The following is a 26,969-nucleotide window of genomic DNA, read 5'->3' on the forward strand; positions in this document are numbered from 1 at the left end:
GCCCGGGATAAGTGGGTAGAGGTCAGTTGCGTTGCAGGTGCCGGCCGAGGCGCAGTTCCAGCACTCGGACGAGGCCGAGGAAGACGAGGGTGAGCGATCCGTAGATGACTGCAGTAAGCAGGTAGACGCTGAGGTATTCGAAGGTGATGGAGGCGATCTCGAAGCCCTTGGACATCAGTTCAGGGACGGCGATCACGAAGGCGAGGGCGCTGCCTTGGAAGACGAGGACGGCGAGTCCGGCCAGGGGCGGGGTGGAGATCCGCAGTGCCTGGGGCAGGATGATGAGGCGGAACCCTGTCCAGCCGCGGAGCCCGGAGGTGAGGGCGGCTTCCTTCTGGCCCAGTGGTACGGAGGCGATCCCGGCCCGGAAGTATTCGGAGGCGTAGGCGCCGGTGTTCCACGTCAACGCGATGATGGCGGTGGTCAGCGACGTCAGGGTGATGCCGGCATCAGGGAGGCTGAAGTACATCAGGTACAGCAGCACCAGGGCCGGCAGTCCCCGCCCGATCTCCACGAAGAAGAACGAGATCCACTGCAGGGGCGGGAGTTTTGCCGCGGCCATCACGGCGAATAGCAAGCCGAGCGGGAAACCGAAGAGCAGGGAGAGTCCGGTCAGTTGGAGGCTGACAAGGAGTCCTGGAGCGAGGTTGGGCAACCATCCGATCCACTGGGTGAGCATGTCCATCACGCCACTCCGATCTTCCTGCGGAGCCTGAGGTCGACCTGCCGTGAGACGAGGGCCACCACGAGGCTGATCACGATATAGAGCGCGCCGGCAACGATGAACGAAAGAAGACCCTCGTGCGTTTGCTTCGCGCTTTGCTGGGCGTAGTAGGTGATCTCACGGACGCCGATGGTGGAGGCCAGGGCAGAGTCCTTGAGGAGTCCGATGCCGTAGGTGGCGATCGCCGGCAGCGCCACCCGGAACGCCTGCGGGGTGATGATATGTCCCACCGTGGTGACAGCACTCAAGCCGAGCGCGTGGGCGGCTTCGCGTTGGCCGCCGGGGATGCTCAGTAGGCCGGAGCGGTAGATCTCAGCCATGAAGGCGGAGGCGATGATGGAGAAGCCAATGATCGCGGCCTGGATGGTGGAGAGCCGCAGCGCGTACTGGGGCAGGCCGAAGTAAATCAGGAACAGCCAGGTAATGGGCGGTATGACCCGGACGATGTTGATGTAAAGGGTCGCGATGGCCCGGACGACGGCGATGGGGGAGCGGGCGGCCCCGACAAGCACCAGGCCGATGATGCCGCCGAACAGGAGTGAGGCGCCCGTGACGTACAGCGTAAGTCCGACGCCCCGGGCGATCGCGGACAGGAGTTCCATGATCATCGAGGGCTCACCTGTCCAGCACGGCTTTGAGGAACTGCCGGGTGCGGTCGTTCTGCGGCTCCGACATCACCTGTTCACTCGGGCCGATCTCCAGCACCCCGCCATTGCCCATCACCATGATGCGGTCCGAGACGTCACGGGCGAAGTGCATTTCGTGGGTGACCACGAGCATGGTCATGCCCTCGTCCGCGAGGTCGCGCATGACCGCGAGCACCTCCAGGCCGATCTCGGGATCGAGGGCGGAGGTGGGCTCGTCGAAGAGCATGACCTTCGGTGACAGCGCGAGGGCCCGGGCGATGGCGATGCGCTGCTGCTGCCCTCCCGAGAGGCGGGCGGGGTACGCTTTAGCCTTGTCCGGAAGGCCAACGCGCTTGAGCAGCTTCTCCGCGGTTTCCTGCGCCTGCTCCTTGCTGGCGCCCAAAACCTTGCGCTGGGGCAGGGTGATGTTCTCCATCACGGTCAGGTGCGGAAACAGGTTAAAGCTTTGGAAGACCATTCCGGTGACGCGCCGGAGGTGGTCCAGGCTCGCTTTGTCCGGCAGTTTCCCGCCGGCAACAACCCGGGCTCCGCCGATTTCGATAGTGCCTTCAGTTGGGGTTTCCAGATAGTTCAGGCAGCGCAGGAAGGTGCTCTTGCCTGCCCCGGACGGGCCGATGATCGAGACTACTTCCCCCTCGTTCATCACCAGATTCACATCTGATAACACACGGCTCGCTCCATAACTCTTGCCGAGTCCGGAAACCGCAACTTCACCGGAGTGTGTGGTACGGGGAGCTTTGGTGCCAAAGCTTAAGCCCATTTTCAGTTCCTTTGGGTAGTGGGCGCATTAACCATGAGTGGGTTCGTCGACGGTGCAGTGTTTGCAGGTGCCGCGCCGCGCTCAGTGAGGCACACGCTGTGGCTTGCTCCACGCTGTGTGCTTTACGTCACTCTAGCGACTGGTTACGTGCCTGTCTAGATCTGTGATCACAAATCACGAGTCAAAGGACCGGTCGGTGTCTCAGGATGCCGGGGTTTATTTCACGCGGGCGCGCTCGTGAAGCTCACCCGCCCGTTCGCGAGCCGAGTACGCGCCAAGGATGGAATCCGGGTCAACGGCGTGTGCCCCCGGGTGGATTGAAGCGGGGCTTCAACGACCCCGCGCCCGGCCATCTGAACACCGCACAACTCGACCAGCTCGTCGGAAGGCAGGTCCCCCGGGGCGCCAGGGGGAACCGGAGGACATCGCCCCGGCCCGTGTGTTCGTCGCCTCGGACCGGGCCCGGTACATCACCGGGCAGCTCCTTCCAATCGACGGCGGACTAACGTCAATGTAAGTGACGGGATTCATCTTCCTGGTGCATTTGGGGCAGACGAGTTATGCGTCACGCTGCTCCTCCAGTGGAACTACATGCCGAGCTATGGTGCGCCTTGTTCTGCCAGCCGCGCCTTGATCCTCTCGCTGGCGTCCAGGAGGGAGGCCTCGTTGACCGCTGCGGCGGCTGCCGGGTCCCCGTTCCGGGCGGCGGCCACCAAGTCCTGCTGGTGGCGCCACAGGGAGTCGTCCTTTCCGGTGTCCAGGGAACCTTGGGCGCCAACGATCTTGTACGCCCGGCATTGCTGCCACAGAGCCCGAATCATCTGGAGCAGCACCGGGTTTCCCGCGGCTTCATAGAGGATCGCAAGCATGGCCTCGTCATGATCAAGCAGGTCAATCACCCGGCGTTCGTCAATCGCCTTCCGCATCAAGTCGTATTCGGACTGCATCCTGTCGCAGTCTTCGGCGGTGACCTTCTCAGTGCCCAGGCGTGCGGCCTCAGTTTCCAGGAGCCGTCGGACGTCGTAGACATGGATGAGTTCTTCGAAGGTCAGGCTCTTGACCACTGCCCCCTTGTGCGGCTGGCGTTCGGCCAGCCCGGTCTCCTCCAGACGCCGGATGGCCTCGCGGACGGGCATCACGCTGGTTCCCACCTGCTCCGCGAGGTCACGCACCTTTAGCCGCGACCCGGCCGGCAGGTCCCCACTCAGGATCGCCGCATGAATCATCGCGTAGACCTGGTCGGTCAGAAGGGTGGGCTCGGCGCGCTGGGATATGACCACAGATCCAATATACGGCCCTGCCGGGAGTCCGCCCCGCGGCGACTCATCAGCGGCGCAGTCCTGTCCAGGAGATCTTCGTCCATGGGGTTGTGTGATCTGTGATCACATTTTATAGTGGTTTGAGTCACACGACGGAACGCACCGAACCAACAGCAAGGAATGGGAATCATGAAAGACGCAGTCATCGTCGGAGGCGGACTCGCCGGACTCTCTGCAGCGTGGCGGCTCCGGCACTGGGACACGGTTGTCCTGGAGTCCGGAGACCGCGTGGGCGGACGAATCCGCTCCGAACGCCGGGGTGACTACTGGCTGAACTGGGGCGGGCACGTCTTCGCCGGCGCGGGATCCTCCACCGACGCGCTGCTCAATGAGGTCGGCGTGATGGCGGTCCAGATCCCCGGGTCACTGCAGGGCCTGTGGATGAACGGGAAGTTCATCAAGAAGGGGCACATCGCCACCTACCCGTTCCGCATCCCGATGTCCCTTTCCTCCCGGGTGGACACCGTGCGTGCCGGCCTGAAGGTGGTCAGTGGCGTGGTGAAGTACACCGGCGTGGTGCGGAAGCGTGCGGGCGAATCCGGTGCCATGCGGCAGCAGCGCATTTACGACTTTGAGAACAGCACCTCTTTCCAGGACTTCATCGGCAACCTGTCCGAGGACGCCGCCGCCCTGTTCAAGACCACCGTCACCCGCTCTGCCGGCGACATGGACGAGATCTCAGCCGGCGCCGGCATCGGCTACTTCAGCCTGGTCCTCGGGTTCGGCCAGGGCCTCAGCCAGGGCATCGTGGGCGGCCCGTCCACGCTGACCGAGTCGATCGCGGCTGCCATGGGGGACCGCATCCAGCTCGGCGCAGTCGTCCACGAAGTAGTCCACAAGCAGGATTCCGTCGTGGTCCGGTACCGCCAGGACGGCACCGACCGTGAGGTTGAGGCCCGCACGGTGGTTCTCGCCACCACCGCCGACGTGTCGCACAAGATCGGCGTGGACCTTCCCGAGGACCTGCGCGGGGCACTCGGCCAGATCAAGTACGGCCCCCACGTCAGCACCGCGTTCCTGACCAACGAGACCACCGCCCGCCCGTGGGACGACATCTACGCCATCGCAGCACCGAAGCGCTCCTTCGCGATCGCCCTGAACCAGGCGAGCATCGTCCGCGGCACCGAGTCCGTCCGCAAGCCCGGCGGCAGCTTCATGACGTTCTCGCCGGCCCGCCTCGGGAAGGCCCTGCTGGAGACGAGCGAGGAGGAAGTCATCAAGACCCACCTCACGGACCTCGACCAGGTCCTTGGCCACGGCTTCGCCGACAGCGTGGTGGAAGCCAAGGTGGACCGGTGGAAGAACGCTTCCCCCTACTGCTTCCCGGGCCGGGCCAAGATCCAGTCCACCCTGATGAGGGGAGCGGACCGCGTCTTCCTGGCCGGCGACTACCTGGGAACCCTGTACACCGAAAGCTCCATTACCACCGGGTTCTCCGCAGCCCAGGAAGCAGCCAGCGTACTCGCCACCCACCGCCAGGCCCGGCCGCATACCGGCCTGTCCGTCGTCGCCTAACCATCCATCCCTGATCACATCCCAGGAACTTAAGTAAGGAACCATCATGACCAACAACCTCCGCGGCGTCCTCACCGCCCTGTCCACGCCCTTCAACCAGGACGAAACCATCGACGTCGAAACCCTGCGAAAGATCGTTGACCGCTCCATCGAAGCCGGCGTTGACGGCGTTGTCGCCGCCGGCTCAACCGGTGAGGTGGGCGCACTGTCCTCCGAGGAACGGCTGCTCCTCATCGAAACCGTCATCAAACAAGCCAACGGACGCGTGCCCGTCATCGCCAACACCGGCGCCACCACCACTGCAGAGGCCATCCGGCTGTCCCAGGCCGCCGAGAAGCTCGGCGCCGACGTGCTGATGCTCATCACGCCCTACTACGAACCGCTCTCGCTGGAAGAGACGGTCACTTACATCAAGGACGTCGCCGCCTCCGTCCAGATCCCGGTCATGCTCTACAACATCCCTGCGGTCACCGGCGTCAACCTGGACCCGGCCACCGTCCGGGCACTGGCCGAGGAAGTGGAGAACATCCGCTATATCAAGGACTCCAGCGCCAACTGGGAACAGGCGCTGCAGCTGATCCACCACCACAGCGACGTCGTCGGTACCTTCATCGGCTGGGACGTCTACCTCTACAGCGCCCTGGTCGAAGGCGCAGCCGGTGTCATGGCAGGCACCGCCAACGTTGTCCCCGACGAAATCGTCGCCGTCAGCCGGAAAATCGCCGAAGGCGACCTCGCCGGCGCGCTGGAGCTGTGGAAGAAGGTGTACCCGGTCATCGACGCCCTCCTCTCCGTGCCATTCATCCCGGCCGTCAAAGCGGGCCTGACCCAGCAGGGACTTCCGGCCGGCTCCCCGCGCCGCCCCACCGCCGACCTCAACGCTGACGACCTGGCCCGCGTCCGGCAGGCCGTATCCGCCCTCTACCAGAACGTGGGATAAGACCATGACGACAGAAACTGCACTGTTCACCGTCCGGCGGGCGGACACGACGCCGGCGCCTTCCCTGCCTGCCTTCGGCCAGTTCATCGGCGGGAAGTTTGTTCCCTCGACGTCAACCTCGACGGTGGATATCGTCAACCCGGCCACGGAGGAAGTCCTCACCCAGGTGCCCGCCGGCACCGCCGAGGATGTGGATGCTGCCGTCGCAGCCGCCGTTGCGGCGAAGGACGCCTGGGCGGCAACGACCCCGCGGGACCGCGCCGCTGTCCTGCTGAAGATCGCGGACATCATCGAGGCCAACCGGGAACTGTTCGAAACCCTGGAAGCCGCCAACACCGGCAAACCCGCGGCGGTCGCCGAGGACGACATCTCCAGCGCCATCGACACCTTCCGGTTCTCCGCCGGCGCAGCCCGCGCCTACAGCACGCTCGGCGCCGACGACTACGCCGAGAACCACACCTCGGTAATCCACCGGGAGCCGGTCGGCGTCGTCGGCGTCATCACGCCATGGAATTACCCGCTGCTGATGGCCGCGTGGAAGATCGCACCGGTCCTGGGCGCGGGCAACACCCTGGTGCTCAAACCCTCCGAGCAGACACCGCTGACCACCCTGAAGCTGGCCGAACTCATCACCGGCGAGGTCCCCGCCGGGGTGGTCAACATTGTGACCGGTCCCGGCCGGGTGGTGGGCAACCGACTCTCCGAGCACCCCGATGTGGACCTCGTGGCCATCACGGGCAGCGTGGGCAGCGGCCAGAAGGTCGCCGCCGCAGCCGCCGGATCCGTCAAACGCGTGCACCTTGAACTGGGCGGCAAGGCACCCGTGGTCGTCTTTGCCGACGCCGACCTTGAGGCCGCCGCGAAGGGCACCCGCAGCGCCGGGTTCTGGAACGGCGGGCAGGAGTGCGGTGCGGCGTGCCGCGTCCTGGTCCATGAATCGGTGGCAGACAAGTTCACCGAACTGCTGGTCCGGGAGATCAGCGAGATCACCGTCGGCACCCCCGGCGCCGGCGACGCCGAAATCGGCTCTATGATTTCCAAAGCCCACTACGAGCGGGTCCTCGCAGCACTCGATGACGTCCGGAAGGACGGGCTGACCATCGCGGTCGGCGGCCACGCCATCGAAGGGCCGGGTTACTTCATCGAGCCCACCGTCGTCATTAACGTCCCGGCCGGGGCCGCGATCACCAGCAACGAGATCTTCGGGCCCGTGGTGTCGGTGGAAACGTTCAGCACCGACGAGGAAGCCGTCACCCGCGCCAACGAGACGATCTACGGCCTGGCTGCGTCCGTGTGGACCAGGGATTCCGCCCGGTCGCTGACTGTTCCGCGGAAGCTGGACTTCGGCACGGTCTGGGTCAACTCGCACCTGGTCATCGCCACCGAAATGCCCTGGGGCGGTTTCAAGGGTTCCGGCTACGGCCGCGACCTCTCCAGCTACGCCCTGGACGACTTCTCCCGCACGAAGCACGTCATGTACAACCGCGGCTGAGGCCAGCCCCGGCCATCCGTGAGGACACCGGCACCGGTTCTGTCCCAAAGGCAGGGCCGGTGCCATGGTCCCACCCTCACACTCACCGGGACCCCAGAGCTTCTTCCCAGTCCCGCCCATCACACCCCTCAATTTCCCCGTCGACCGGGAGGTCAAAAATGCCCGCAGGCCAGCTTCTCAATGTCGCGAACAAGGCGAAAACTGCCCCCGTCCATCCCAGCCCGCCAGGAGTGACGCCATGTCATCCATGAAAAACACAACCTTCCGCCGGAGCCTGGCCTCAACGCCGAGCAAACGGCGCTTCCTGATCAGAATGGTCACAGTCCTGATCGGCGGCATGTTCCTCGACGGCTACGTCCTGGGCATCATCGGGCCGGTCTCGGGGACGATGGCCAAAGACCTGCAGCTCACTGTGGTCTGGCAGGGCCTCATCGCCGCAGCAGCTCTCATCGGCATCCTGATCGGTTCACCCGTGGGCGGCTGGATCTCCGATAAATGCGGCCGTAAGCCGATCTTCATGTTCGACATCGCGCTGTTCGCGGTGGCGTCAGGCATGCAGTTCTTCATCGACTCACCCGTTTGGCTGCTCGTGGTCCGGCTGCTGATGGGCATCGCCATCGGCACCGAATACGCGGTCGGCTGGCCCCTGATGGCTGAGTTCTCACCCGCGCACCTGCGGGGCCGGCTGATGGGTGCCATGGGCATCGCCTGGTACGCCGGGTTCATGATCGCATTCCTGATCGGCCATCTGCTCACTGAATTCACCGACCTCAGCTGGCACTTCATCCTGGGAACGAGCACCTTCATCGCCGTGGCCCTGTTCCTGGCCCGGCTGGGCATGCCTGAGTCACCGCGCTGGCTCTGGAGCGTGGGCCGCAAGGACGAAGCCCGCGCCCTCGCCTACAAGTACATGCCGGACGATGCGCTGGATGACGTCCAGCACGAAGACGTCCGCAAGGGGAGCTTCGGCATGCTCTTCTCCAAGCAGTACTGGCGTTCCACCCTCTTCATCTCCGGGTTCTGGTTCTGCGCCGTGACCCCGTACTTTGCGATCGCCACCTTCGCTGACAGCGTCCTGGACCAGTACGGTCTCGCCGGGGGCCTGGCCGGCGGCGTCGGGCTCTCCGCCATCGCCCTGGCCGGCGTCGTCATCACATTCCTGCTGATCGATAAGGTCGGGCGCCGGGTCCTGACCGTACCAACCCAGTGGCTGTGCGCCGTCGTCCTCGCCGTCATCGGCCTGTGGGCCGGAGCCCCGGCACCCGTCGTGCTCATCCTCTTCCTGGTCTTCTCGTTCTTCAACGCCGGCTACAACACCCTGACAAACGTCTACCCGGGAGAGGTCCTCCCCACCGAGATCCGGGGGATCGGAACGGGTTTCGCGGCCGCCGTCAGCCGGATCGGGGCTGGTATCGGAACATTCCTGATGCCACTGTCGATGGAGAACCTCGGCCCCGGCCCCACCATGCTGATCGCCGCCTTCGTCGCTCTCGCCGGTGCCGCGCTGTCCCAATGGCTCGCCCCCGAGACCAAGGGCAAGACCCTCACCGAAGCGGCCGCCGGATACTCACACTGACAACGCCGCCTTGCCATCGGTGAAGGCCCTCAACCTGCAATCCACCACAATCAGAAAAATGGTGCCGGACGCTTCAGTCCGGCACCATTTCCGCACTGCAGGCGCAACTCGAAGGAGACAGCATGGCGCTCAGCAACTACCCCGATTGGAACCGCCTCATCGGGGCAACCGTTGAGATCCGCCTGAACGGCCACATGATCAGAATCGAAACGGTTGACGATGCCATGCCCGACTCTTCGGCCCTATGGCTGGCAGCTGGCGGCGCACACGCCCGGACACTGTACGAAGCAGCGCTGCGCTACGAAGCCTGGGTCGAACCCCCAGGAGTTTAGCGACACCAGCACCTACCGTATGACAGCGGGCATGCTCTATCCAGAAATTACGGGGGCTGATTAGCCAAGCAGCGACGTGCCGGGCCCCCATCGTCCCAGTTAATCGCCGATACGCGCTTCGCCGGCTTGCTGCTAGCTTCTGAGCATCCTCCCAGTGGCAGCAGGGGTCCCATCACCTACAACCGGCAGCAGGAGACCGGCGCATGAAGGCCGTAACCACACTCGTGATGTACGACATCACCCGCACCCAGTCCAAAGGATGGAAAAGACTCCTTCTCCAAGGTTGAACGCAACGCGCAACTCGCAGCACCATACCGGCGCCGAGCAGCGCTAGGCAGAATTCTATGGCGGGGCAGCAGCGCCCATGGAGACCGCCCGGGCGTTCCGCTCTACCTAGCTTGCACAGGCTGATCAGCCGTTAATTGAGACCGGTGTGTTAAAGGACGGGGATCTCCAACGGCACGTTTGGGATGGCCGGAAGGCTTGATGAGGAGGCAATGCGCCCGGCCTTGATGACGGTGCGGTTCCGGCTCCCGTCCCAGAGCACTGAGGGCTCCTCGAAGGGATCACCGTCCAGTATCACCAAGTCCGCGCAGGCCCCTTCCGCGATGCGGCCGAGGTCTTCGCGCCGGAGCAGTGCCGCGTTTGTTGAGGTCGCAGAGCGGAGTGCCTCGTAGACGCCCAGCACTTCGCACTGCAGCCGAAGCCCGGCAAGCTGTTCATCCTCGAGCTCACCCATGAGGTCGGTGCCGAAGCCAATCCGGACTCCGGCGTCGCGCGCCAGTGTGACGGCGTTCTTGCCGGCTGCCAGGACATCCTGGTTCTTAGCGGCGCCCACCTCGGTAAGTCCGATTTCCGCTCCGCGGCGGCCCATGGCGTCGTAGGTTACCAATGTGGGCACCAAGTAGACGTCGTGCTCGGCCATGAGGCGGGCCGTTTCAGCATCCAGCAGGTTACCGTGTTCGATGCAGCGGACTCCATTGAGGACTGAGTGCCTAATGGCTTCCGGCGAGTAGGCGTGCGCGGTGGCGTAGCTGCCACGCCGCGATGCCTCTTCTGTGACCACGCGGATTTCCGCCGCGCTGTACTGGGGCACACGGATGGGATCCACGGGGGAGATCACTCCTCCCGAGGTCATGAGCTTGATGGCCGTGGCCCCGGTCCGGAAGCGGTGGCGCACCGCCAGCAGCAGGTCCTCAACGCCGTCCACTACCTCGCACATGTGGCCGCCATGGAAGCAGCTTCCATCGTTCGCAGCGCGGATGTCGCCGTGACCGCCGGTCTGGCTCAACGCGGGACCGGTAAAGAAGTAGCGCGGACCGGGGCACAATCCTTCCTCGATGGCGGTTGCAAGGCCTACATCACCTCCGGCCACGTCCCGGACTGACGTGAAGCCGCGGACGAGCGCGGCCTCAAGTCTGCGGGCACCGGCCAGTGCGGAATAGCTCAGTGGCCCGGTTTCGTTGATGGCCGAGGTCAGGCTCAGCGCGTAGGCATGAAAGTGGGCATCGATGAGGCCGGGAATCACCACCCGGCCGCCCGCGTCGAGTACGGTACCGACGCCGGGCCTGCCGCCACTGCCTTCTTCTGTGCTGCCTACGGCAGTTATCCTGCCGTCGCGGACAGTGATGGAGCCTTCAACGAGTGCGGGTGATTCGCCGTCGAAGATTCTGGCGTTCCGGATGGTCAGGCTTCCCTGAGAGTTAGGGATCATGTGCAGTGTTTCCTTCCTGGTGCAGGGCGCACGCTAGCTGGTGGCTGCCAAAGCGATTTCGAGGAGCCGGACAGAGCGCCTCGCAACCTCTATGGCGGCATCCACCGAGGACTGGTCAAAGCTGCCTTCGGGCGCCAGGAAGTTCATGGAACCGATAGTGCGGCCGCCGCTCACCACCGGAACATTGACTATTGCGCCGCACCCCAGCGATTCGATGGTTCCGGAGTCGAAGAAGAACGCCCTGACCGCTTCCCTGTCGGCGCCTAGGAACGGCTGCTGGCCGATCAGGACCTGCTCCAGCCAGAGCGGATTGGTGTCTCCTGCGAGGGTCTTCTTTCCCCCAACCGGGTAGACCTCCGGGTGGGTGGTGTAGATGCGCGCCATGCTGGTGCCTTCGTCGGCGATGACGGAGGCGGTGAAAAGACGGACGCCTACAGTGTCCCGGGCGGAAGCGTAGACGTCATCGAAGGATTCAAACTGGGAACTCATGGGAGTCCTTTCTGGTTTCGTGCGGATCTTTGGAAGTTGGTTTCTCATGTGCTGCCGCCCGTAGCACGTCGAGGACCAGGTGGACGGACAGCAACTCGGACGGACTGTCCAGCGGGACGCCCAGTTCCCGGGCGCGGCCCAGCCTGGCCTGGAGGGTGTTGCGGTGCACATCGAGCGCCGCCGCAGCGAGGCTGACCGAGCCGCGGTGGTCAAGGAAGGTAGCTACCGCCGCCACGATTGCGTCCCTGTCAGGAGAAGCCATCAGCCGCGGCAGGGTCAGCTCAGCCACCAGTGCCACGGCGGCCTTGTCGACGAATGTGGTGGCGGCGGTGACGCCCAGGTCGGCGAAGCCCAGGACCGTGCCTTGTCCCGCTGGCTGGGCGGAGACAGCAGCCAGCCGCGCCTCCTGAATGATGGAGGGAAGCGGTGGCTCCTCCTCCGCCCAGCGGGACACGCCGGCGACGAGGCCCAGCTCGGCCAGGGCAGGCTGGAGCCGCGCCTTGAGCCGGAGTTCAAGCTGTGCAACAACTGCCTCGTGTGCGGCCGGAACAAGTGCCAGCCAGCCGCCATCTACTTCCGCCAGGGGACTGCGTGCAGCGACCTTCCGCCAGAGCAGCCTCAGCACAGCGGTCAAGTCGTTTCCTGGCGCGTGAATGCGGCCGCTGTGGCAGAGCCAGACCGCCGCGTAGCGTTCGTGCTGGCGCCACCCAAGCTGTGAGAGGAGATGCCGGTGGTCTTCCTCGAAGGCACCAACTGAAGAACCGGGGCCTGGGTTCAGTCCGGCCAGTGCCGCAGTGGGAACGGCGCGGGCCGTGTCCCGGGCGTTGCCCATCAACCAGGCTGCCTTCACGGAAGGGGCAGCCACTTCCAGGATCGAACGAACCAGGCGCAGGTTGAGGACACGGGAGGCGGGCACGCGCGCGGTAAGGGCGGAAGGGACGTCAGCGTTGGCAGCGCCTACGTCAACCGTGATGACCTCTGCCGGATCGCGCGGGGCCGTGCCGGCTGTGGCGAGGACGACGCCGTCGTATTCCAGCGAGACGCCCACACCGTCCAGTTCCCCGGAGATGGTCTTGAGGACGTCAGTGAGCGTACTGTCCTTGGCCACGGCACGGGCGAACCGGGCGAGCTCGGCATCCACCACGGACAGGGCGGCGCCGATCTCGGCTGCCAAAGACAACGCGACTCCGGCGGGGTTTCCTTCCGAGGCCAGAAGGGTGATGCCCAGCCGTTCGGCCAGGCCGATCACGGCGCTGGAATAGGTGCCTCCGGCCACGACCACGGCGCTGGCCCGCCGTTCCCAGGCATGCCTCAGTGCGGCGGAGACCAGCCACCCGCCCGAGCCCATTTCTGCCGAGAGGACTACAACGGTGTTCGGCCGCACGCTCTGGATCGCCTCAAGCTGGGAGACCAGAACAACGCTCTCAATCAGTGCGCTGGCGGGGGTGAGGTACAGCGGGATGGTGCCGCGCAGTGACCCGTGTGCCAGCAGCCCTGCTACATCGAGCCGGGTGTCCTTCATCGACCTACCCACGGCGCCGCCTCGGATGCTGGAGCGGAATGCCGAACGCGGCCGGTTCGGCCAGGTCCAGTCCCGCCTCCGAATACCACTGCGGCGCGGCGTTGAGTTTGAGCACATCCACCGCGTTGCCTACTCTGAGATCGTCCAGGCTGGCCACAGAGCCGTGCTCCGAGTTGAGCAGCGTCACCATGTCGGGCACGGCTGCCGCTACGGCACCATCCACGAGCACCAGCAGAATCTCATTCTGGATCTCCAGCCGGATGATCTGCCCGGTGGTCTCGTCCTCCAGGGTCACACTGGAGGGCTGGGCCGGCAGCCCCAGGTCGGTAGGGCGGGAAAGGCCTTCAATGTGGCTCACCCGCGCCCGGGCAATCCGGGTCACGCCCAGGAAGTCGGCAAGTGACAGGAATTTGCTCTCCGCCGAGGTTTCGGCGTCGAGGATCTGACCTATGCGGATCATCCGGCTGATGGAGCCGTGCACGCCGTGCTCTGCCAGTTGCCTGGCAGGGCATGGATACATCACGGTGGCGGCCCACCCGCCGAGCTCAGTGACGAGTGCGCGGACCAGCGTCTCGGCGCGCTGCGGATCACCCGCCTCCACCACGGCGCGCTCGCCGGTTACTCCCATGAGCGCTATGGGGCCGATAGCCACCCCACCGATGTTTAAAGTGGTCTGGCTGATGAGGGGAAAGACGCGTCCCATGGGATCGGAGTCAATCACAGGTAGGGAGGACTGCAGCCCCACCATAAGCGGAATGATTCCGTTGATGTTGGCGGCGGCGAGTGAATAGATGGCCCGCACCTTGCGGCCGAGCCTGGTTTCGATCGCATCGATACAGCCTGTGAATTCGTCGCCCACGGGTGGCATGTCAGCAATGAACAGGCCTTGGGTCACCATGCCGACCGCCACCACCAGGTCCTCCGGGGCGAGTTCATCCACGGTGATGAGCTCGACGGACCGGTCCTCCATCGCCTCCTGGATCATGCCGGCGTAGACGTGGATAGCAGTGGGATCGATGGCGCAGGCCAGGAAATGGGCGCCGGTCCGCAGGTGCCCCACGTCTTCGGCCGTAAGGACGGTGCTCATGCCGTGGCCCCCACCGCTTGGGCGGCCACGGTCTTTTCCTCAGAGCTGGACGTCCCGCCAGCAGCCCGGACCCGGATACGCACGATTCCGGGGTTCCCGTAGGGCATGGCGAAGACGTTTGATTCGATGATGCGGGTGTCTGTGGGGCTCGCGCCCAACTGGACCACAGCCGCGCTGGCTTCCTCCTCGGCCCGGTGCTGCACCCGCTGCAGCTCGGCCTGCCCGCTGACCTTTTCGAGCCTGTCGATCCACGCTGTCAGCGGTGTCGCGGCACAGCCTATGAGGCTCAGGTCACGGACACCCGGGAGTGTTGGGATCAGGCCGTGATCAGGTGGCGTGTCCTGGCTGGTGCGGAGGTCGGCTACCACTGACGGGATGTCGGGCCGCACCGGATGGTTGACCGTATATGGCTCCACGATGGCGGCGTTGGTGGCGAGGCTCGCTTCATACCCCTGCCGGATGAGGCTGTGGGCAATAGGAAGACCGCCGCGGACGGTGCCCACACTGACACCCTCATCGCGGCAGACAACCACTTCGCCGTCACACAGCCCGCCCAGCGTTGCCGCACCGAGGATTGCCATGGCAGGTTCCGGGCGGAGCGCATGCACGGGGGCTACCGCCAGCCGCGCAAGGGGCGCGCGTCCGCCGTCGTTCCTTGCATAGGACAGCGTGGCGGCGGGGAAGTGGCGCCTCCCGGCGTCTTCCAGCATTGCCGCCAGCTCTTCGCCCGATTCCATCAGGGCGCTATTAAGGACGGCTGTGTAGTCACGGTCGCGGAACACGCTTGAGTAGAAATCACTGGAGATGCTGATCCGCATGTCGCTGTTGTTGGACAGGATGGCATCCGCGATGCTGGTTTCGTGTTCCGGGGAGGCGGTGGAACCGACGGCGGTGATGGCTACGTTCCGCAGGCCTCCAGCCAGGATGGAGGGCAATTCCAGCAGGAATGCTTGCAGGTCCAGCGGCGCCAGCGGCCGTCCCCGCAGGTCGTGGCCGCCGCGGACATGCACGGTCCGGGTGACGGCGGGCTCAATGAGCGGCGGCAACCTCGTGTTGTGGAACTCGTCAGCCGGTGGGCGGGGAGAGATGCGGACAGCGACGACGTCGCCGGGCTGCCCCGCGGCGAGCACGGGTCCGACGTCGGCCGTTACGTCTGTGATCCGGTTTCCGAACTGCAGGCGTAATGCGGATAGCACAGCGTCCAGCGCTTCAGCCAGGCTGCTGGCCTGGATCTCTTCGGCCACGGAGATGACGGCGCATCCCTCCAGGACGAGCGCCCGGCAGCTGCTGCCCTTTAACGTGAGCCCTATCCGCATTGCCCGGCCTCCTGTTCAACTTCCTGCCGGGCGCCTGCCCCGCGGTGCATCCATGTCATATCTCTAGGGTCCACCCTGGACGCTCATCTGGCGGATTTGCGGAAGAACAATCCGTCGGCAGCTACGGCCACCAGGATGAGGACGCCTGTCACCACCTGCTGGTAGGTAGTATCCCAGTGCAGCAGGTTGAAACCGTTGCTGATGACCGTGAGGATCATGACTCCCACGAAGGCCCTCCACATGGCGCCCTGTCCGCCCAGGATGCTGGTGCCGCCGATGACCACAGCGGCGATTGCGGTGAGTTCGATGCCCACGGCCATGGCCGGCTGCGCCGAGCCGGCACGCGAGGCCAGGATCATTCCGGCCATTGCCGAGCAGACGCCGCTAATGGCGAAGACCGCAACGTGGATGGAACCGGTCCGGATGCCGCTGAGACGGGCGGCTTCCTGGTTCCCGCCTACGGCGTAGATCCTGCGGCCGAAAGTGGTGCGCCACAGAACGATTCCCAGCGCTACGGTCATCGCCAGCATCAATACGGAGCCGGCGGTGAGGCCGAAGAGGCTGGGCCAGGTCCAGGTCTGGAAGGAGGCGAGCTGGTCAGGCAGCGGCGCGACAATTGCGCCGCCGGTGATCACAATCGCCAGGCCCCGGTAAATGATGCTCACCGCCAGTGTGCCGATGAACGAGTTGACCTTCGTGCTCACCACGATCAGCCCGGTAACCGTCCCCAGCAGGGCACCCACCAGCACAGCCCCGAAGAAACCGGCCGCAACGCCGAAATGCTGGGTGAGCATCACGCCCGAAATGGCGGAGACCGCGAGAGTTGCGGTCGAAGAGAGGTCAAAGACCCCGCTGATGATGCACAGTGTGGCCGCCGCGGCGAGCAGCCCCACCACGGCGGCCTGGTCGAACAGGTTGATGAAGTTGCGGCCAGTGAGGAATGTTCCGGTGTTCAGGGCCAGGAAAAGCATGATGGCGGCCAGGCCAAAAACGATCCCGAAGTCTTTGAGGTTCAGGTTGATTTTTTTCTCTGCCGTCGAGGGCACGGCAACTGTCGTTGTGGTCATATGGATTCACCTATTTCAGAAAAGCGGAAGTCATGACTTCGTCGCGGGAGGCGTTTCGGTCGAACTCGGCAACAATGCGCCCGTGCCTCATGACATGGATACGGTGGGACAGGCCGAGCACTTCTTCGAGCTCGGAGCTGACCACGATGACTGCTGTGCCCTTCGCAGCCAGTTCAACGATGATGCTGTGGATCCGCGCCTTAGCGGCGATGTCCACTCCCCGGGTTGGTTCATCCACCAGCAGCACCGCCGGAGGGTTCAACAGCCATTTGGCAAAGAGTGCCTTCTGCTGGTTCCCGCCCGAAAGGTTGGCTACAGGCTGTCCCGGGCGGGCGCCGCGCAGGTCAACGGACGTGCTGACGTCATTGACGGCCGTCCTTTCCCGCTGTGCCCTGACGAAACCGGCCCATGAACGTGCGGGCAGGGTCGAGAGGGCGATGTTCTCGGCGGCGGGTCGGGACATGACTAAGCCCTGTTCTTTCCGCGACTCGGGAATGAGGGCGATGCCGGCTTTGATGGCGTCCCTGATAGAGCTGGGGCGGATGCGGCGGCCGTTGATTTCAACGTGGCCGCCGGTGGTCCGGTCTGCACCGAAAACGGCGAGCAGGGTTTCGCTGCGGCCGCTGCCCACCAGCCCGGCGATGCCCAGGATCTCTCCGCGGCGGACCTCAAAAGATATGTTCTTGACCTTAGCGCTGGTCAGTCCGGCCACCCGGACAATTGTCTCGGCTTCGGACGGAACCTGCGGAACGTCCGGGACGAGGAAGTCGACCTCCCGCCCCACCATCAACCGCACGAGTGACTCCGGTGTATGGCCGGCGGCGTCTTCGGTGACGATGTGCTGACCGTCGCGCAGAATGGTCACCCGGTCCACCAGCTCCAGGACTTCCTCAAGGTAGTGGGAGACGATAAGGACTGTGGTGCCGTTGCGGGCCAGCCTTCTGATGACGTGCAGGAGTTTTTCCTTTTCGGCCTCGTTGAGGACCGCCGTGGGTTCGTCCATGCACAGCACCTTCGCGCCGCGGGCGAGGGCCTTCAGGATTTCCACCTGCTGCTGTCGTCCGATAGGCAGGTTCCCCACGGTAGCGCTCGGGTCCAGCTCAAAACCGGTCTCTTCCAGCAGCCGGGCAAAATGCTCGCTGTCCCTGTTGGGGGAGAGGAAGCTTCCCCTGTGCGACCAGCGGCCCAGGAAGACATTCTCCAGCACTGAGAGGTTGGGGATCAGCGCCAGTTCCTGGGAGATAAGGGAAATCCCGTGGGAGATGGCGTCGCGGGGGGTGGTGATCCTGACCGGATGTCCGTCCAATTCCATGGTGCCCGTGTCGGCCATGACGGCACCGCCCAGAATTTTCAGCAGGGTGCTCTTCCCTGCGCCGTTTTCCCCCATGATGCCGTGGATTTCCCCGGGCCTGACCGACAGTGTCACGTCCTTCAGCACCGTGGTAACACCGTAGCGTTTGCCGATTCCGGAGACGGTGATTTCGGGGGCGGCCCTCCGGCTCGCATGCTCGTGTTTTTCCAACTGTTGTATAGCCATGTTGACCTCTGGAAATGGAAGGGACTTTAGGGCCAGGGCGCCCGGGGCCGAAGCGCTCAGGCTCCGGCCCCAGGGTTGCCCGCGGCAGGGGACTGGATTAGTCCGAGTACTTTGAGACGTAGTTCAGGGAGTCCAGTGCCTCTTTGGTGCCCTTGCCGTTGTTGGGAGAGAGGCTCGCTTCGTCGATGGCGGTTTCCACCTGCTTGCCCCGCGCCTTGGCGAGCCCCAGTTCCGTGGCCTTGGCGCCGTTGGCCACCACGTCGCTGACGTAGATGGAGAACCATTTACCGGACCGGACCGCTTCCACGTTGGAAACCGATGCGCCGTTGCCGATGAACTTGATATCACTGTTCCCGGCGGCGGCGGCCGCTCCCGTGATGGCCTGGGATGCGCCGATCATCACGTCCACATCAGGGTTCGCCTGTGAGACGTTCTGGAAGGCCTGGCGGCCGCTGTCCTGGGTGTAGCCACCTTCCACACTGGCCACGAGCTTGATCTTCGGATCAGTGGCCAGTTCCGCCTTCACAGCCTCGGTCCGGGCGTTGTCCAGAGGCAGGGATTTGAAGCCTTCAAGGTAGGCCACCTTGCAGGTGTCGCCCTGCACCGTGGCGCAGGCTTCCTTGCCCATCTCGCCGAGCACCTTGCCGTTGCGGGTGGGCAGGTCCACGATGCTGATGGCGCCAGGCACCTGCGGCTGGATAGTGTCGAACTTTGGCCCGATGACCGAGAATTCGACAACCACCGTGATGCCCGCCTGTACGGCCTGAGTCAACGGTGCGATGAGGGCCTGGTTGTCATTCGCCTGGACAACGATCACCTCGAACTGCTTCGAGGTGACGGCATCCTGGATCTGCTGGACCTGCGTCTGGGCACTGAAATTGGAGTCCACGAAGGTGGCGCTGGCGTTGTTGGCTTTGGCCGCCTGTTCCACGCCGAGGTACGTACCCTGGGCAAAGCCGTTGGATTTGGCAAAACCGAAGAATCCGACGCTGAGCTTCTGGTCTGCACCGGCAGCCGATGCTTCCGCGGAGCTGCCTTGGGCGGGCGGGCTGCAAGCTGAGGTCAGCAGGGCGAGGCTTATGAGGGCCATCGCTGCGGCTGGACGCTTGGTGATTTTCACAGTCAATCCTTTCTACGCGGCGTTTAGTAGCCGTAGTGGGTCTTGGCGAAGTCCTCGGTGATGAAGCCGTTGACGATGTCGTACTCGATGTCTTCACGGGAGCGTTTGGCGACATCTCCGAAGCCGCCACCGCCCCCAACGGCCAGGCGCACCACATCACCGGCCTTGATTTTCCGTGCGTTGGCCTTCAGTGTCCGGACCTCGTCGTGGCGGCCCGGGTTGATCACCACTTCCGGGCCTTGGGCGTCAGATCCGCCGAAGAGGCCCCAGGCCGGCGTCTTGGACCTTTCGAACCAGAGGCCCACCACGCAGTCGGCGAGGAACTCGTATTCACGGATCACGCCGTTGCCGCCGCGCCACTGCCCCGGGCCCCCGGAGTTCGGGCGGATGGAGTACTCGTTGATCCGCAGGGGGTAACGGGTTTCCATCATTTCAATGGGCAGGTCCTTCAGCGAGCCGTTGACGTTGTTGATCATGGCCGATTCGCCGTCCGTGCCCTGCCAGGCGCCCCAGCCGCCCAGGGTGGCTTCCATGCTGACGAAGTTTCGGCCGAAGCGGGGATCGAAGCCCGCGGCCGTGATGATCATTGAATCGCCGTGGCTGGCGCTGGCCACGCGGTCAGGCATGGCGGGTGCCATGGCCTTGGAGACCAGGTCGATGAGCAGCCCCAGATGGGAAAAGTACCACTGGCAGGGTGCCGGTGCCACGGCGCCGAGCACCGAGCCGGAACGGACCTGGGTGGTCAGTGGGCGGAAGGATCCGCCGTTGGAGTTGGAGTCCGGGCTGACCAGGAGCTTGTAGCCCACGCGCAGGGCCGAGACGGCTTGGGCTGCGCCACAGTTGACCGGGCCCATGGTCTGGTCCGCGGAGCCGGTGACGTCGAAATCCACGGTGTCGCCGGCGACGGTGATCTTCAGCCGGATCGGGATGGGGGTGTCCAGGTTGATGCCGTCGTTGTCCAGTACTCCTTCGGCTTCATAAACGCCGTCGGGGATGTTGCGGACTGTTTCGCGCTCGATCTCCTCGGTCTGCCGGAAGATTTCATCGCGGGCAGCATCGAGCTGTTCCATGCCGTACCGGCCCACCAGCTCCTTCATCCGGGTGGTTCCCATACGGAGCGCGGCGATCATCGCGTGCATGTCGCCGATGGTCTGGTAAGGGAAGCGCACGTTGGTGCGGATCAGGTCCACCACGGAGGTTTCGATGCCAGCCTCCATGAGCTTGACCGGACCCATGCGGAAACCTTCCTGGAAGATGTCCGTGGCATCCATGGAGCCACCCACATCCTTGGACCCCATGTCCATCCAGTGCGCCCGGGTGGCGGCGAAGCCAACTACTGAGCCGTCATCGAAAATCGGCGCGAAGATGGTGACGTCGTTCAGGTGCGTACCGCCAAGGTACGAGTCATTAAGAATCCACACGTCCCCTTCCTGCCAGACTTCGCGGCCGTAGAGTTCCTCCACGGCGATGGAGCAGGTTTCGAGGTTGCCGAGGAACAGGGGGAGGCCGGCGGACTGTCCGAGTACACGGTGTTCGGTGTCCAGCAGTGCCACCACGCAGTCCCCGCCCTCGTACAGGATGGGTGAGTAGGCGGAGCGGATCAAGGTCGCGTTCATATCGTCCGCGGCGCTGGTGAGCGCGTTGCGGATGATTTCCACGGTTACGGGATCCAGGGTTTTGACTGCAGCGATTGTCATCAGTGGTACCTCAATTTCCTTCTGCGTCTTCAGTGCGGATGACCAGGGAGCCGAACTCGTCGACGGTGACGTTGAACCCGGGCGGCACCACGGTGGTTGCCGTCTGTTCCACGATGATGGCCGGACCTTCAAAGGCGTGTCCGGCGGCCAGATCGTCGCGGCGCACCACGGTGGTCTCGTGTTCTTCGTGGTCAAAGACCACCCGGCGCACTTCGTGCTTGAACTCGGGACTTTCTGCCGTTGCAAAGAGGGGTGCCTCCAGCCGGCCCAGGTCGCCCACCGCCTGCGTCCGCAGTGCCACGATTTCGATGGGGGCGCCAAGGTTGGAGTGCCCGTAGCGCTCGTGGTACATGGCGGAGAAGCGGGCGGCCAGGTTGGCGACGAAGCCCTCTGACTCGGGTTCGTCTGCCGAGGTCAGAGGAACGTTCAGCGAAAACTCCTGCGACTGGTAGCGAACGTCCACGGAGGGACTTGTCCGCCGGCTTTCCTCCGGAACACCCTCCGAGACGAGGGAGCCCAGGCCCTCTACCTCCATCCTTCGCAGGACCCCTGCCATGTCGGCGACGTCGATGTCCTCATCCAGGTAGAAGTACGGTTCGGAGAAGTCTTTGCGGATGTTGGTCTGCAGCATGCCCCACGCCGAGAACGCGCCCGGGAATCGGGGAACCACGGTTTCGGGTATTCCCAGCTCCTTGGCGAGAAACACGGCGTGCATGGGCCCCGCGCCGCCGAATGCGACGAGGGCAAAGTCGCGGGGCTCGATGCCTCGGGAGATCGTGATCGTACGAATTGCCTGGGCCATCTGGGAGTTGGCGACGTCGCAAATTCCTTCCGCCATGGCGACCGGGTCCAGGCCGAGCTCGTCTCCCACTGTTTTGAGGGCCGCGATGGCCGCTTCCCGGTCCAGGGCAACCTGTCCGCCTGCGAACCAGTCGGGGTCGACCCGGCCGAGTACCAGGTTGGCGTCTGTGACGGTGGGTTCGGTGCCGCCGCGGCCGTAGCAGGCGGGGCCGGGAGTGGCGCCGGCGGACCGTGGGCCCACACGGAGGCCACCGGCTTCGAGCCATGCCACCGACCCGCCGCCGGCTCCCACGGTGTGTATGTTGACGACGCTCATAAGCATCGGCAGGCCTTCGAGGTGGGCCTCGGTGGAAACGTCGGGTTTGCCGTCGACAACAAGTGAAACGTCGAAGGAGGTGCCGCCCATGTCAACGCCGATGAGGTTGCGGTTGCCTGACACGCCGGCCAGTTCGACGTCGCCCATGGCGCCGCCCACCGGTCCGGACAGCAGCGTCTGCAGGGGACGCTTGCGGGCGGACTCGGCAGTGAGCACGCCGCCGGAAGACTGCATGATGTGCAGGGGGGCTTCCACGCCGCGGTCCGCGAGCTTCTCTTCCAGGTCCAGGAGGTAGTTGCGGACCACGGGGCCTGTGTACGCCTCGACGACGGCGGAAGAGGTGCGCTCGTATTCGCGCCATTCCTTGGCTGCTTCATGTGAAAGGGAGATGGTGAAGTCTTCGCCCAGTTCTTCGAGCAGGATTTCGCGGGCACGAAGTTCATGGGCCGGGTTCTTGTAGCTGAAGAGGAAGGCAACAGCAACGGCGCCGTATCCTTCGTCCAGTGCGCGGCGGGCCGCCTGGCGGACGGCCACTTCGTCGAGCGGCCGGATCTCGTGGCCCTGACCGTCAAGGCGGCCGCCGACGCCGATGACGTCCTTCGGCTCGACCAGGGGAGCTGGCTTGCGGTACTGGGCGTTGTAGAGCTCCAGGCGGGGGCCGCGGGCGATGTGGTAGGAGTCCTCGACGCCGGCGGTGGCCAGCAGCAGCACCGGAACGCCGCGGCGCTCAAGGAAGGCGTTCAGACCCTGGGTGGTGCCATGTACCAGGAATTCGATGTCGGACAGGTCGGTAACAATCGATTCGAGGCCGGCGATGACGCCGGCGCTCAAGTTGCCTGGTGTGGTGGATGCTTTCGTCGCCTCGTAGGTTCCTGCGGCCTGGTCGTACGCCACGATGTCCGTGAACGTTCCGCCGATATCCATCGACACCCTGTAGTTCGGCATGTGTATCTCCTCATGGTTCTGGTGTTAGAACTTGGTGTGTGGAGAATCACGTTAGGTCGTCCGGGTACTGCCGCAGTGTGCGCTGTGCACAATCTGGGCAACTGTGCCAGTGCTGATTGCCTAGGCGTGCGTTGAAAGGCCACTTCTGGAGCGAAGTTGGCTGTCGTGAACAGAGAACAATATTTTTCAGTGCGTGAAGGTTGACAAGGGGAAAAGTGCTTTTTGGCGGGCCTTCAGAGCTCCGCCGACGGCCCCTTCGATACCACTGTCCTGGACCGGCGGCCGCTGAATATGCCCGGCGGCTCCACATCGCACGGCCTGGTCTTCCAGACGAACCCGTCCAAGACCATGGATGACCTCCTGCTCGATGATTGGTCCCTCGTCAAGGTCGGCGGTGACGTAGTGGGCGGTGGCGCCCACCAGTTGACGCCGCGGTCATAGGCCTGGTGGTAGGGGCGTGCTCCCTTGAAGCCAGGGAGGAAGGAGTGGCGGATGTTGATGGCCTGGCCCTCGAGAGAGCGGCACAGGTCGTCCGACAGTACCTGCATGTACCGGGCCAGGACGACCAAGTCGATGTCGTACTCGTCCACGAGCTCGAGCAGGCACCGCTCGGGGTCCTGCGTGGTTTCCGGCGTCACGGGGATGTGCACGAAAGGAAGGCCGGCGGCCTCTGCCATTGCCCGGTGCGTCTCGTGGTTGGACACCGCAAGCGCGAGCTCTCCGCCGAGGCTGCCGACCCGCCACCGGAAAATCCGCTCGTTTAAGCAGTGCCCGAACTTCGAGACCATCACCCGATAAGAGTCTTGACATACAGCCCTGACGCGATGGAGGTATCCCGGGACACAGGGATTCCTATCCCAGGGCTGGGTCCTTCGTCGAAGACGCATCTGGTCGGTGATGCTGGCCGCAGCAGCTGTATGTGAGGTAGCTATTGTCAGGTTTCGTGAAGCAAGTTGGGGCAACCGTTAGGAACACTGATTTCCCACTTGTATTGCTGCCGTGAAAACTATCCTTGAAGCTGTCCAGCCTGGAGCACGTGGAAGCGGTTAGGCGTCGATCACCAAGTCGGTCTGCGCTGTAGAGCAGCAGGGCAGGAACTTGCCTGCATCAATTTCGCGTTTCCGGATCCCGCCCTGGTGTTTCATCTCGACCTCGCCGGAAAGTTTGACGACTTTGCAGGAACCGCACATGCCTTCCTTGCAGTTTGCCCCGATCCTGACGCCCGCACGCTGGGCTGCCCCAAGGATGTGTTCGGAGGGGTCAACGCGCACATTGATGCCTGTGCGCATGAAGGACAGAGTGAGGCTTCCCGTCCCGACCGTGTCGAAGCCCGAGGCGTCGGGGTTCCCGGCCTCCGGTTCCAGATCCGAAGTGCCGTCGGGGGCGGGGGCCGCGGGGTCACCGGTTTCCAGCGGCAGCCCCGTGGCGTTCAGGGGTCCTTCGGCGTTGTAGCCGGGCTCGTAGAGCCCGAACGCTGTGGGCTGGCTTTCGTAGTAGTCTTCCGCGGACTCGGCGATTTCCTCTGCGATTTCCTCCGCGATGTCCTCTGCAAGCGCGATCTCCGCCTGGTATTCAAGGATCGTCTGGCGATCCCCCGTGAAGAATTCCATGTTGATGGACGTGTCGTCGACTCCGACCTTCTGCAGGAGCTCGGTGGCGGTGTTCAGGTAACCCTCTGGGCCGCAGGCATAGACCTGGCGGCCGTTGGCATCGGGGGCAACCTCGTCGAGCATGGCGGCCGTCAGCCTTCCGCTGAGCCATTCCCACCCTTCGGGTTTGTTGCGGTCACCGAGGGAGTAGAAGATCTTGACGCGCGAGTCCACGGAGGCGATGTAGGCCAGCTCCTGGTGGAAGGCGTATCCTCCGGCCTCCGCCCCGTGGTAGAGCACCACGACATCGGCCTGTCCGGGCAGGGAGTGGATGGTCCGCACCATCGACATGATGGGGGTGATGCCTGCGCCGGCGGCCAGCAAAAGGTACCGCGCCCGCCGGTCGGCGTCAGGCAAGTGGAATGCCCCGACCGGTCCGAGCATCTCGAGGACGGTGCCGGGTTTGACGTTCTCGTGGACCCAGGGTGAGACGACTCCGGTGGGGTCGCGTTTGACTGTGATGCTGAACGTCCACGGTTGGGTGGGCGAACTGGACAGCGAGTAGCTGCGGTCCACCGGATCCTGGTCCTCGCCGTTCACAGGAAAGGCGACGTTCACGTACTGGCCCGCGCGGAACGCCAGCGGCGCACCGTCGCAACGGCGGAACACGAAGGTCATCATGCCGCCCGCCTCGGGAACTGTCTCGACGCATTCGGCCATGAACTCCTGCGGATACCAGGGGCCCAACGCGTGGGCGGCGCGGGCGGGCCCCTCAGTGCCGCCCATCACCCGGTTCCACGGCATTTCGAGGCCGCGGATACGCTGTGGTTCCTGGATTGCCGTCTCGGCCCGGAGCTCAGTCATGCAAAGTGCTCCTGCACGCGCTGGACGTACCAGTTGATGAAGGCCTCGACCTGGTATTCGCTCTTCATGTACGGGCCGGGCTCGTAGGCGGGGCTGGCAGCACCCTTCTGGCACAGTTCCACGAACGCCTTGTCCTGCAGGTTGGTCTGCTTCCAGGTGTAGGTGAGTTTGTCGAGGTCGTAGTCGACGCCCTCGACGGCGTCGTCGGCCACCAGCCAGGTGGTGCGTACCAGTGTCTGGTGTTCATTGATGGGGAAGACGGCGAATGTGATGACGTGGTCGCCGAGGAAGTGGAACCAGCTGTTGGGCTGCAGGTGCATCGAGCAGCGGCCCAGGCGGAAGTCCGGCAAGTCACCGAGCAACTTCTTGGAAAGTCTGCGCCCATCGGCCGAGAAGGACTCGCCTTCACCGTCGAGGGACTCCCGGGAGATGCGGATTCCGGCAATGCGGGTGTCAAGCTCCTCGACCACCTCGTAGGGGAGGCCGTAGCGGCGGCAACGCTCCTCAAGGGAGGCCTGTGCTTGTTCGTTGCGGTTCCACACTTCCTCGAGATGGGGTGGGACCAGACCCTCGCTCAGGCCCCAGGTGGGGAAGAGTGAGCAGGCCAGCTCCGGGTGGCCGTCACAGTGGTAGCACTCACGGTTGTTCTCCATGACGAGCTTCCAGTTGCCCTCTTCGATGATGTTCTGCTGGTAGGCGATCTTCGTCTTCGCCAACTCGTGGGGTGCGAGGTAGGGCTCAAAGATCTTCGAGGTCTCGTCGAAGTCCGCCGGCGGCTCATTCGCGATGCAGACGAAGATGAGTCCGGCAACCTCGCGGCCGTGGGCGCGCTTGAGGGCGAAGCAGTTCTTGTCGAACTTGGCTTCACCGGGAGCGGAGGCATGGATCAGGTTGCCCTCGGGGGAGTAGGTCCAGGAGTGGTAGCCGCAGACCAGGTTTCCGGTGGAACCGGCAGCTTCGGTCAGGACGCGGGCCCCGCGGTGGCGGCACACGTTATGCAGGACGTTCACGCCGCCGTCGTCATTTCGCAGCACGATCAGAGAGTAGGGGCCGTAGTCGACCGTGACGTAGTCGCCCGGCTCCGGCAGCTCAGCGGTGCTGGCGGCAAAGATCCAGTGCTGGCCGAAAATGGCCTCCATGTCGACCTTGAAAATCGTTGGGTCCGTGTAGAAGGGGGCATCGAGGGAATATCCAGTGCGCCGGGACGCAAACAAGTCAGTGATTTCATCCAACTGCTCCGGAGGCAATGATGAAGCAAGTTTTCCGCGTGAGTTGAGGGGCAGGTTCACTGAGGTAGTCATGAGTTTCCTCCCGGGGGGCTGGGTAGTGTGCAAATGGTGGGGACCACGGGGCTCAGTGGGGGAACCGGCGTTGTCGAGAACGCCGTAGTCCTGAAATTAGAGGATCGATGTGCAATAGATGCACCACGGATTCGGGAACAAACTAGGGGATAGCGGTGGGGTTGCAATTTTTTCAGTCTTCTACGGTGCGTCTTTCGCAACAACAATCAGGATACGCAACAGAGTGGCTTACGCCACGTCTGTTGTCAAGCTCCTAAGGATGCAGGGCAAGACGACAGAGCAGTGCGGGTCCTCGACGT

22 protein-coding genes and 1 pseudogene are annotated in these 26,969 nt (G+C 64.2%); 6 read left to right on the top strand and 17 right to left on the bottom strand.

Annotation, left to right across the window (positions count from 1 at the left end; genetic code table 11):
* Positions 1–22: 22 nt before the first annotated feature.
* From ACFTSA_RS07830 to ACFTSA_RS07840, 3 genes are read right to left on the bottom strand one after another with little or no spacing between them, the layout of a single operon-like run.
* Complete coding sequence (locus tag ACFTSA_RS07830) at positions 23–685, bottom strand: amino acid ABC transporter permease (RefSeq protein ID WP_377950714.1); 663 nt, start codon at positions 683–685, stop codon at positions 23–25.
* Positions 685–1,332, bottom strand: a complete 648-nt coding sequence (locus ACFTSA_RS07835; RefSeq protein WP_377950715.1) for an amino acid ABC transporter permease — start codon at positions 1,330–1,332, stop codon at positions 685–687. The genes ACFTSA_RS07830 and ACFTSA_RS07835 overlap by 1 nt, the downstream gene beginning before the upstream one ends.
* 7 nt (positions 1,333–1,339) lie before the next feature.
* Positions 1,340–2,131, bottom strand: a complete 792-nt coding sequence (locus ACFTSA_RS07840) for an amino acid ABC transporter ATP-binding protein (RefSeq protein WP_377950716.1) — start codon at positions 2,129–2,131, stop codon at positions 1,340–1,342.
* 280 nt (positions 2,132–2,411) lie between these two features.
* Between ACFTSA_RS07840 and ACFTSA_RS07845 the strand changes: the two genes are divergently transcribed.
* Positions 2,412–2,648 (top strand): SDR family oxidoreductase, encoded by a 237-nt coding sequence (locus ACFTSA_RS07845; RefSeq protein WP_377950717.1) that lies wholly within the window; start codon positions 2,412–2,414, stop codon positions 2,646–2,648.
* An 82-nt stretch (positions 2,649–2,730) separates the two neighbouring features.
* On the opposite strand, the gene ACFTSA_RS07850 is transcribed toward ACFTSA_RS07845, so the two are convergent.
* The gene (locus tag ACFTSA_RS07850) at positions 2,731–3,411 is read right to left on the bottom strand and encodes a GntR family transcriptional regulator (protein ID WP_377950718.1); all 681 of its coding nucleotides are present in this window, start codon (positions 3,409–3,411) and stop codon (positions 2,731–2,733) included.
* A gap of 168 nt (positions 3,412–3,579) precedes the next feature.
* On the opposite strand from ACFTSA_RS07850, the gene ACFTSA_RS07855 reads away from it, so the two are divergent.
* The 5 genes from ACFTSA_RS07855 (at position 3,580) to ACFTSA_RS07875 (ending at position 9,305) form a co-directional block, all read left to right on the top strand.
* Positions 3,580–4,965 (top strand): protoporphyrinogen/coproporphyrinogen oxidase, encoded by a 1,386-nt coding sequence (locus ACFTSA_RS07855; protein ID WP_377950719.1) that lies wholly within the window; start codon positions 3,580–3,582, stop codon positions 4,963–4,965.
* 46 nt (positions 4,966–5,011) lie between these two features.
* On the top strand, positions 5,012–5,905 hold the full coding sequence (gene dapA / locus ACFTSA_RS07860) for a 4-hydroxy-tetrahydrodipicolinate synthase (RefSeq protein WP_377950720.1): 894 nt from the start codon (positions 5,012–5,014) through the stop codon (positions 5,903–5,905).
* Between the two features lie 4 nt (positions 5,906–5,909).
* Positions 5,910–7,397, top strand: a complete 1,488-nt coding sequence (locus ACFTSA_RS07865; protein ID WP_377950721.1) for an aldehyde dehydrogenase family protein — start codon at positions 5,910–5,912, stop codon at positions 7,395–7,397.
* Between the two features lie 238 nt (positions 7,398–7,635).
* Positions 7,636–8,973: an MFS transporter gene (locus ACFTSA_RS07870; protein WP_377950722.1), complete on the top strand. Its 1,338-nt coding sequence runs from the start codon at positions 7,636–7,638 to the stop codon at positions 8,971–8,973.
* Between the two features lie 122 nt (positions 8,974–9,095).
* Positions 9,096–9,305, top strand: coding sequence for a hypothetical protein (locus tag ACFTSA_RS07875; protein WP_377950723.1), 210 nt, complete (start codon positions 9,096–9,098; stop codon positions 9,303–9,305).
* A gap of 436 nt (positions 9,306–9,741) precedes the next feature.
* Here the strand turns inward: ACFTSA_RS07875 and ACFTSA_RS07880 are convergent, their stop codons facing one another.
* The 13 genes and pseudogenes from ACFTSA_RS07880 to ACFTSA_RS07940 all read right to left on the bottom strand — a co-directional run bounded on the left by ACFTSA_RS07880 (position 9,742) and on the right by ACFTSA_RS07940 (position 26,670).
* Positions 9,742–11,019, bottom strand: coding sequence for an amidohydrolase family protein (locus ACFTSA_RS07880; RefSeq protein ID WP_377950724.1), 1,278 nt, complete (start codon positions 11,017–11,019; stop codon positions 9,742–9,744).
* A 33-nt stretch (positions 11,020–11,052) separates the two neighbouring features.
* A complete protein-coding gene (locus ACFTSA_RS07885; protein WP_377950725.1) occupies positions 11,053–11,508 on the bottom strand; it encodes a GAF domain-containing protein in 456 nt (151 codons plus the stop codon).
* Positions 11,492–13,042 carry a helix-turn-helix domain-containing protein gene (locus ACFTSA_RS07890; RefSeq protein ID WP_377950726.1) on the bottom strand — a complete coding sequence of 517 codons (1,551 nt, stop codon included), beginning with the start codon at positions 13,040–13,042 and terminating at the stop codon, positions 11,492–11,494. The genes ACFTSA_RS07885 and ACFTSA_RS07890 overlap by 17 nt, the downstream gene beginning before the upstream one ends.
* Positions 13,035–14,117, bottom strand: a complete 1,083-nt coding sequence (locus ACFTSA_RS07895) for a DUF917 domain-containing protein (RefSeq protein ID WP_377950727.1) — start codon at positions 14,115–14,117, stop codon at positions 13,035–13,037. The genes ACFTSA_RS07890 and ACFTSA_RS07895 overlap by 8 nt, the downstream gene beginning before the upstream one ends.
* Positions 14,114–15,433 (bottom strand): hydantoinase/oxoprolinase N-terminal domain-containing protein, encoded by a 1,320-nt coding sequence (locus ACFTSA_RS07900; protein ID WP_377950728.1) that lies wholly within the window; start codon positions 15,431–15,433, stop codon positions 14,114–14,116. The genes ACFTSA_RS07895 and ACFTSA_RS07900 overlap by 4 nt, the downstream gene beginning before the upstream one ends.
* An 83-nt stretch (positions 15,434–15,516) precedes the next feature.
* Entirely contained in the window at positions 15,517–16,500 is a 984-nt protein-coding gene (locus ACFTSA_RS07905) for an ABC transporter permease (protein ID WP_377950729.1), read from the bottom strand.
* Positions 16,501–16,510: 10 nt separating this feature from the next.
* Positions 16,511–18,037, bottom strand: a complete 1,527-nt coding sequence (locus ACFTSA_RS07910; protein WP_377950730.1) for a sugar ABC transporter ATP-binding protein — start codon at positions 18,035–18,037, stop codon at positions 16,511–16,513.
* Positions 18,038–18,134: 97 nt separating this feature from the next.
* Complete coding sequence (locus tag ACFTSA_RS07915; RefSeq protein WP_377950731.1) at positions 18,135–19,157, bottom strand: sugar ABC transporter substrate-binding protein; 1,023 nt, start codon at positions 19,155–19,157, stop codon at positions 18,135–18,137.
* A 23-nt stretch (positions 19,158–19,180) separates the two neighbouring features.
* Entirely contained in the window at positions 19,181–20,854 is a 1,674-nt protein-coding gene (locus ACFTSA_RS07920; protein WP_377950732.1) for a hydantoinase B/oxoprolinase family protein, read from the bottom strand.
* Positions 20,855–20,864: 10 nt separating this feature from the next.
* A complete protein-coding gene (locus ACFTSA_RS07925; RefSeq protein WP_377950733.1) occupies positions 20,865–22,916 on the bottom strand; it encodes a hydantoinase/oxoprolinase family protein in 2,052 nt (683 codons plus the stop codon).
* A gap of 351 nt (positions 22,917–23,267) precedes the next feature.
* A pseudogene (locus ACFTSA_RS07930) lies at positions 23,268–23,707 on the bottom strand (formyltetrahydrofolate deformylase); the annotation flags it as partial.
* 255 nt (positions 23,708–23,962) lie between these two features.
* Positions 23,963–25,369 (bottom strand): ferredoxin reductase, encoded by a 1,407-nt coding sequence (locus tag ACFTSA_RS07935; RefSeq protein WP_377950734.1) that lies wholly within the window; start codon positions 25,367–25,369, stop codon positions 23,963–23,965.
* Positions 25,366–26,670 carry an SRPBCC family protein gene (locus tag ACFTSA_RS07940; protein WP_377950735.1) on the bottom strand — a complete coding sequence of 435 codons (1,305 nt, stop codon included), beginning with the start codon at positions 26,668–26,670 and terminating at the stop codon, positions 25,366–25,368. Before ACFTSA_RS07940 ends, ACFTSA_RS07935 begins: the two co-directional genes overlap by 4 nt.
* Positions 26,671–26,969 lie beyond the last annotated feature (299 nt).

The sequence above is a fragment of the Arthrobacter sp. NPDC057013 genome (genome assembly GCF_042674585.1).
In the GTDB taxonomy this organism is placed as follows: domain Bacteria; phylum Actinomycetota; class Actinomycetes; order Actinomycetales; family Micrococcaceae; genus Arthrobacter.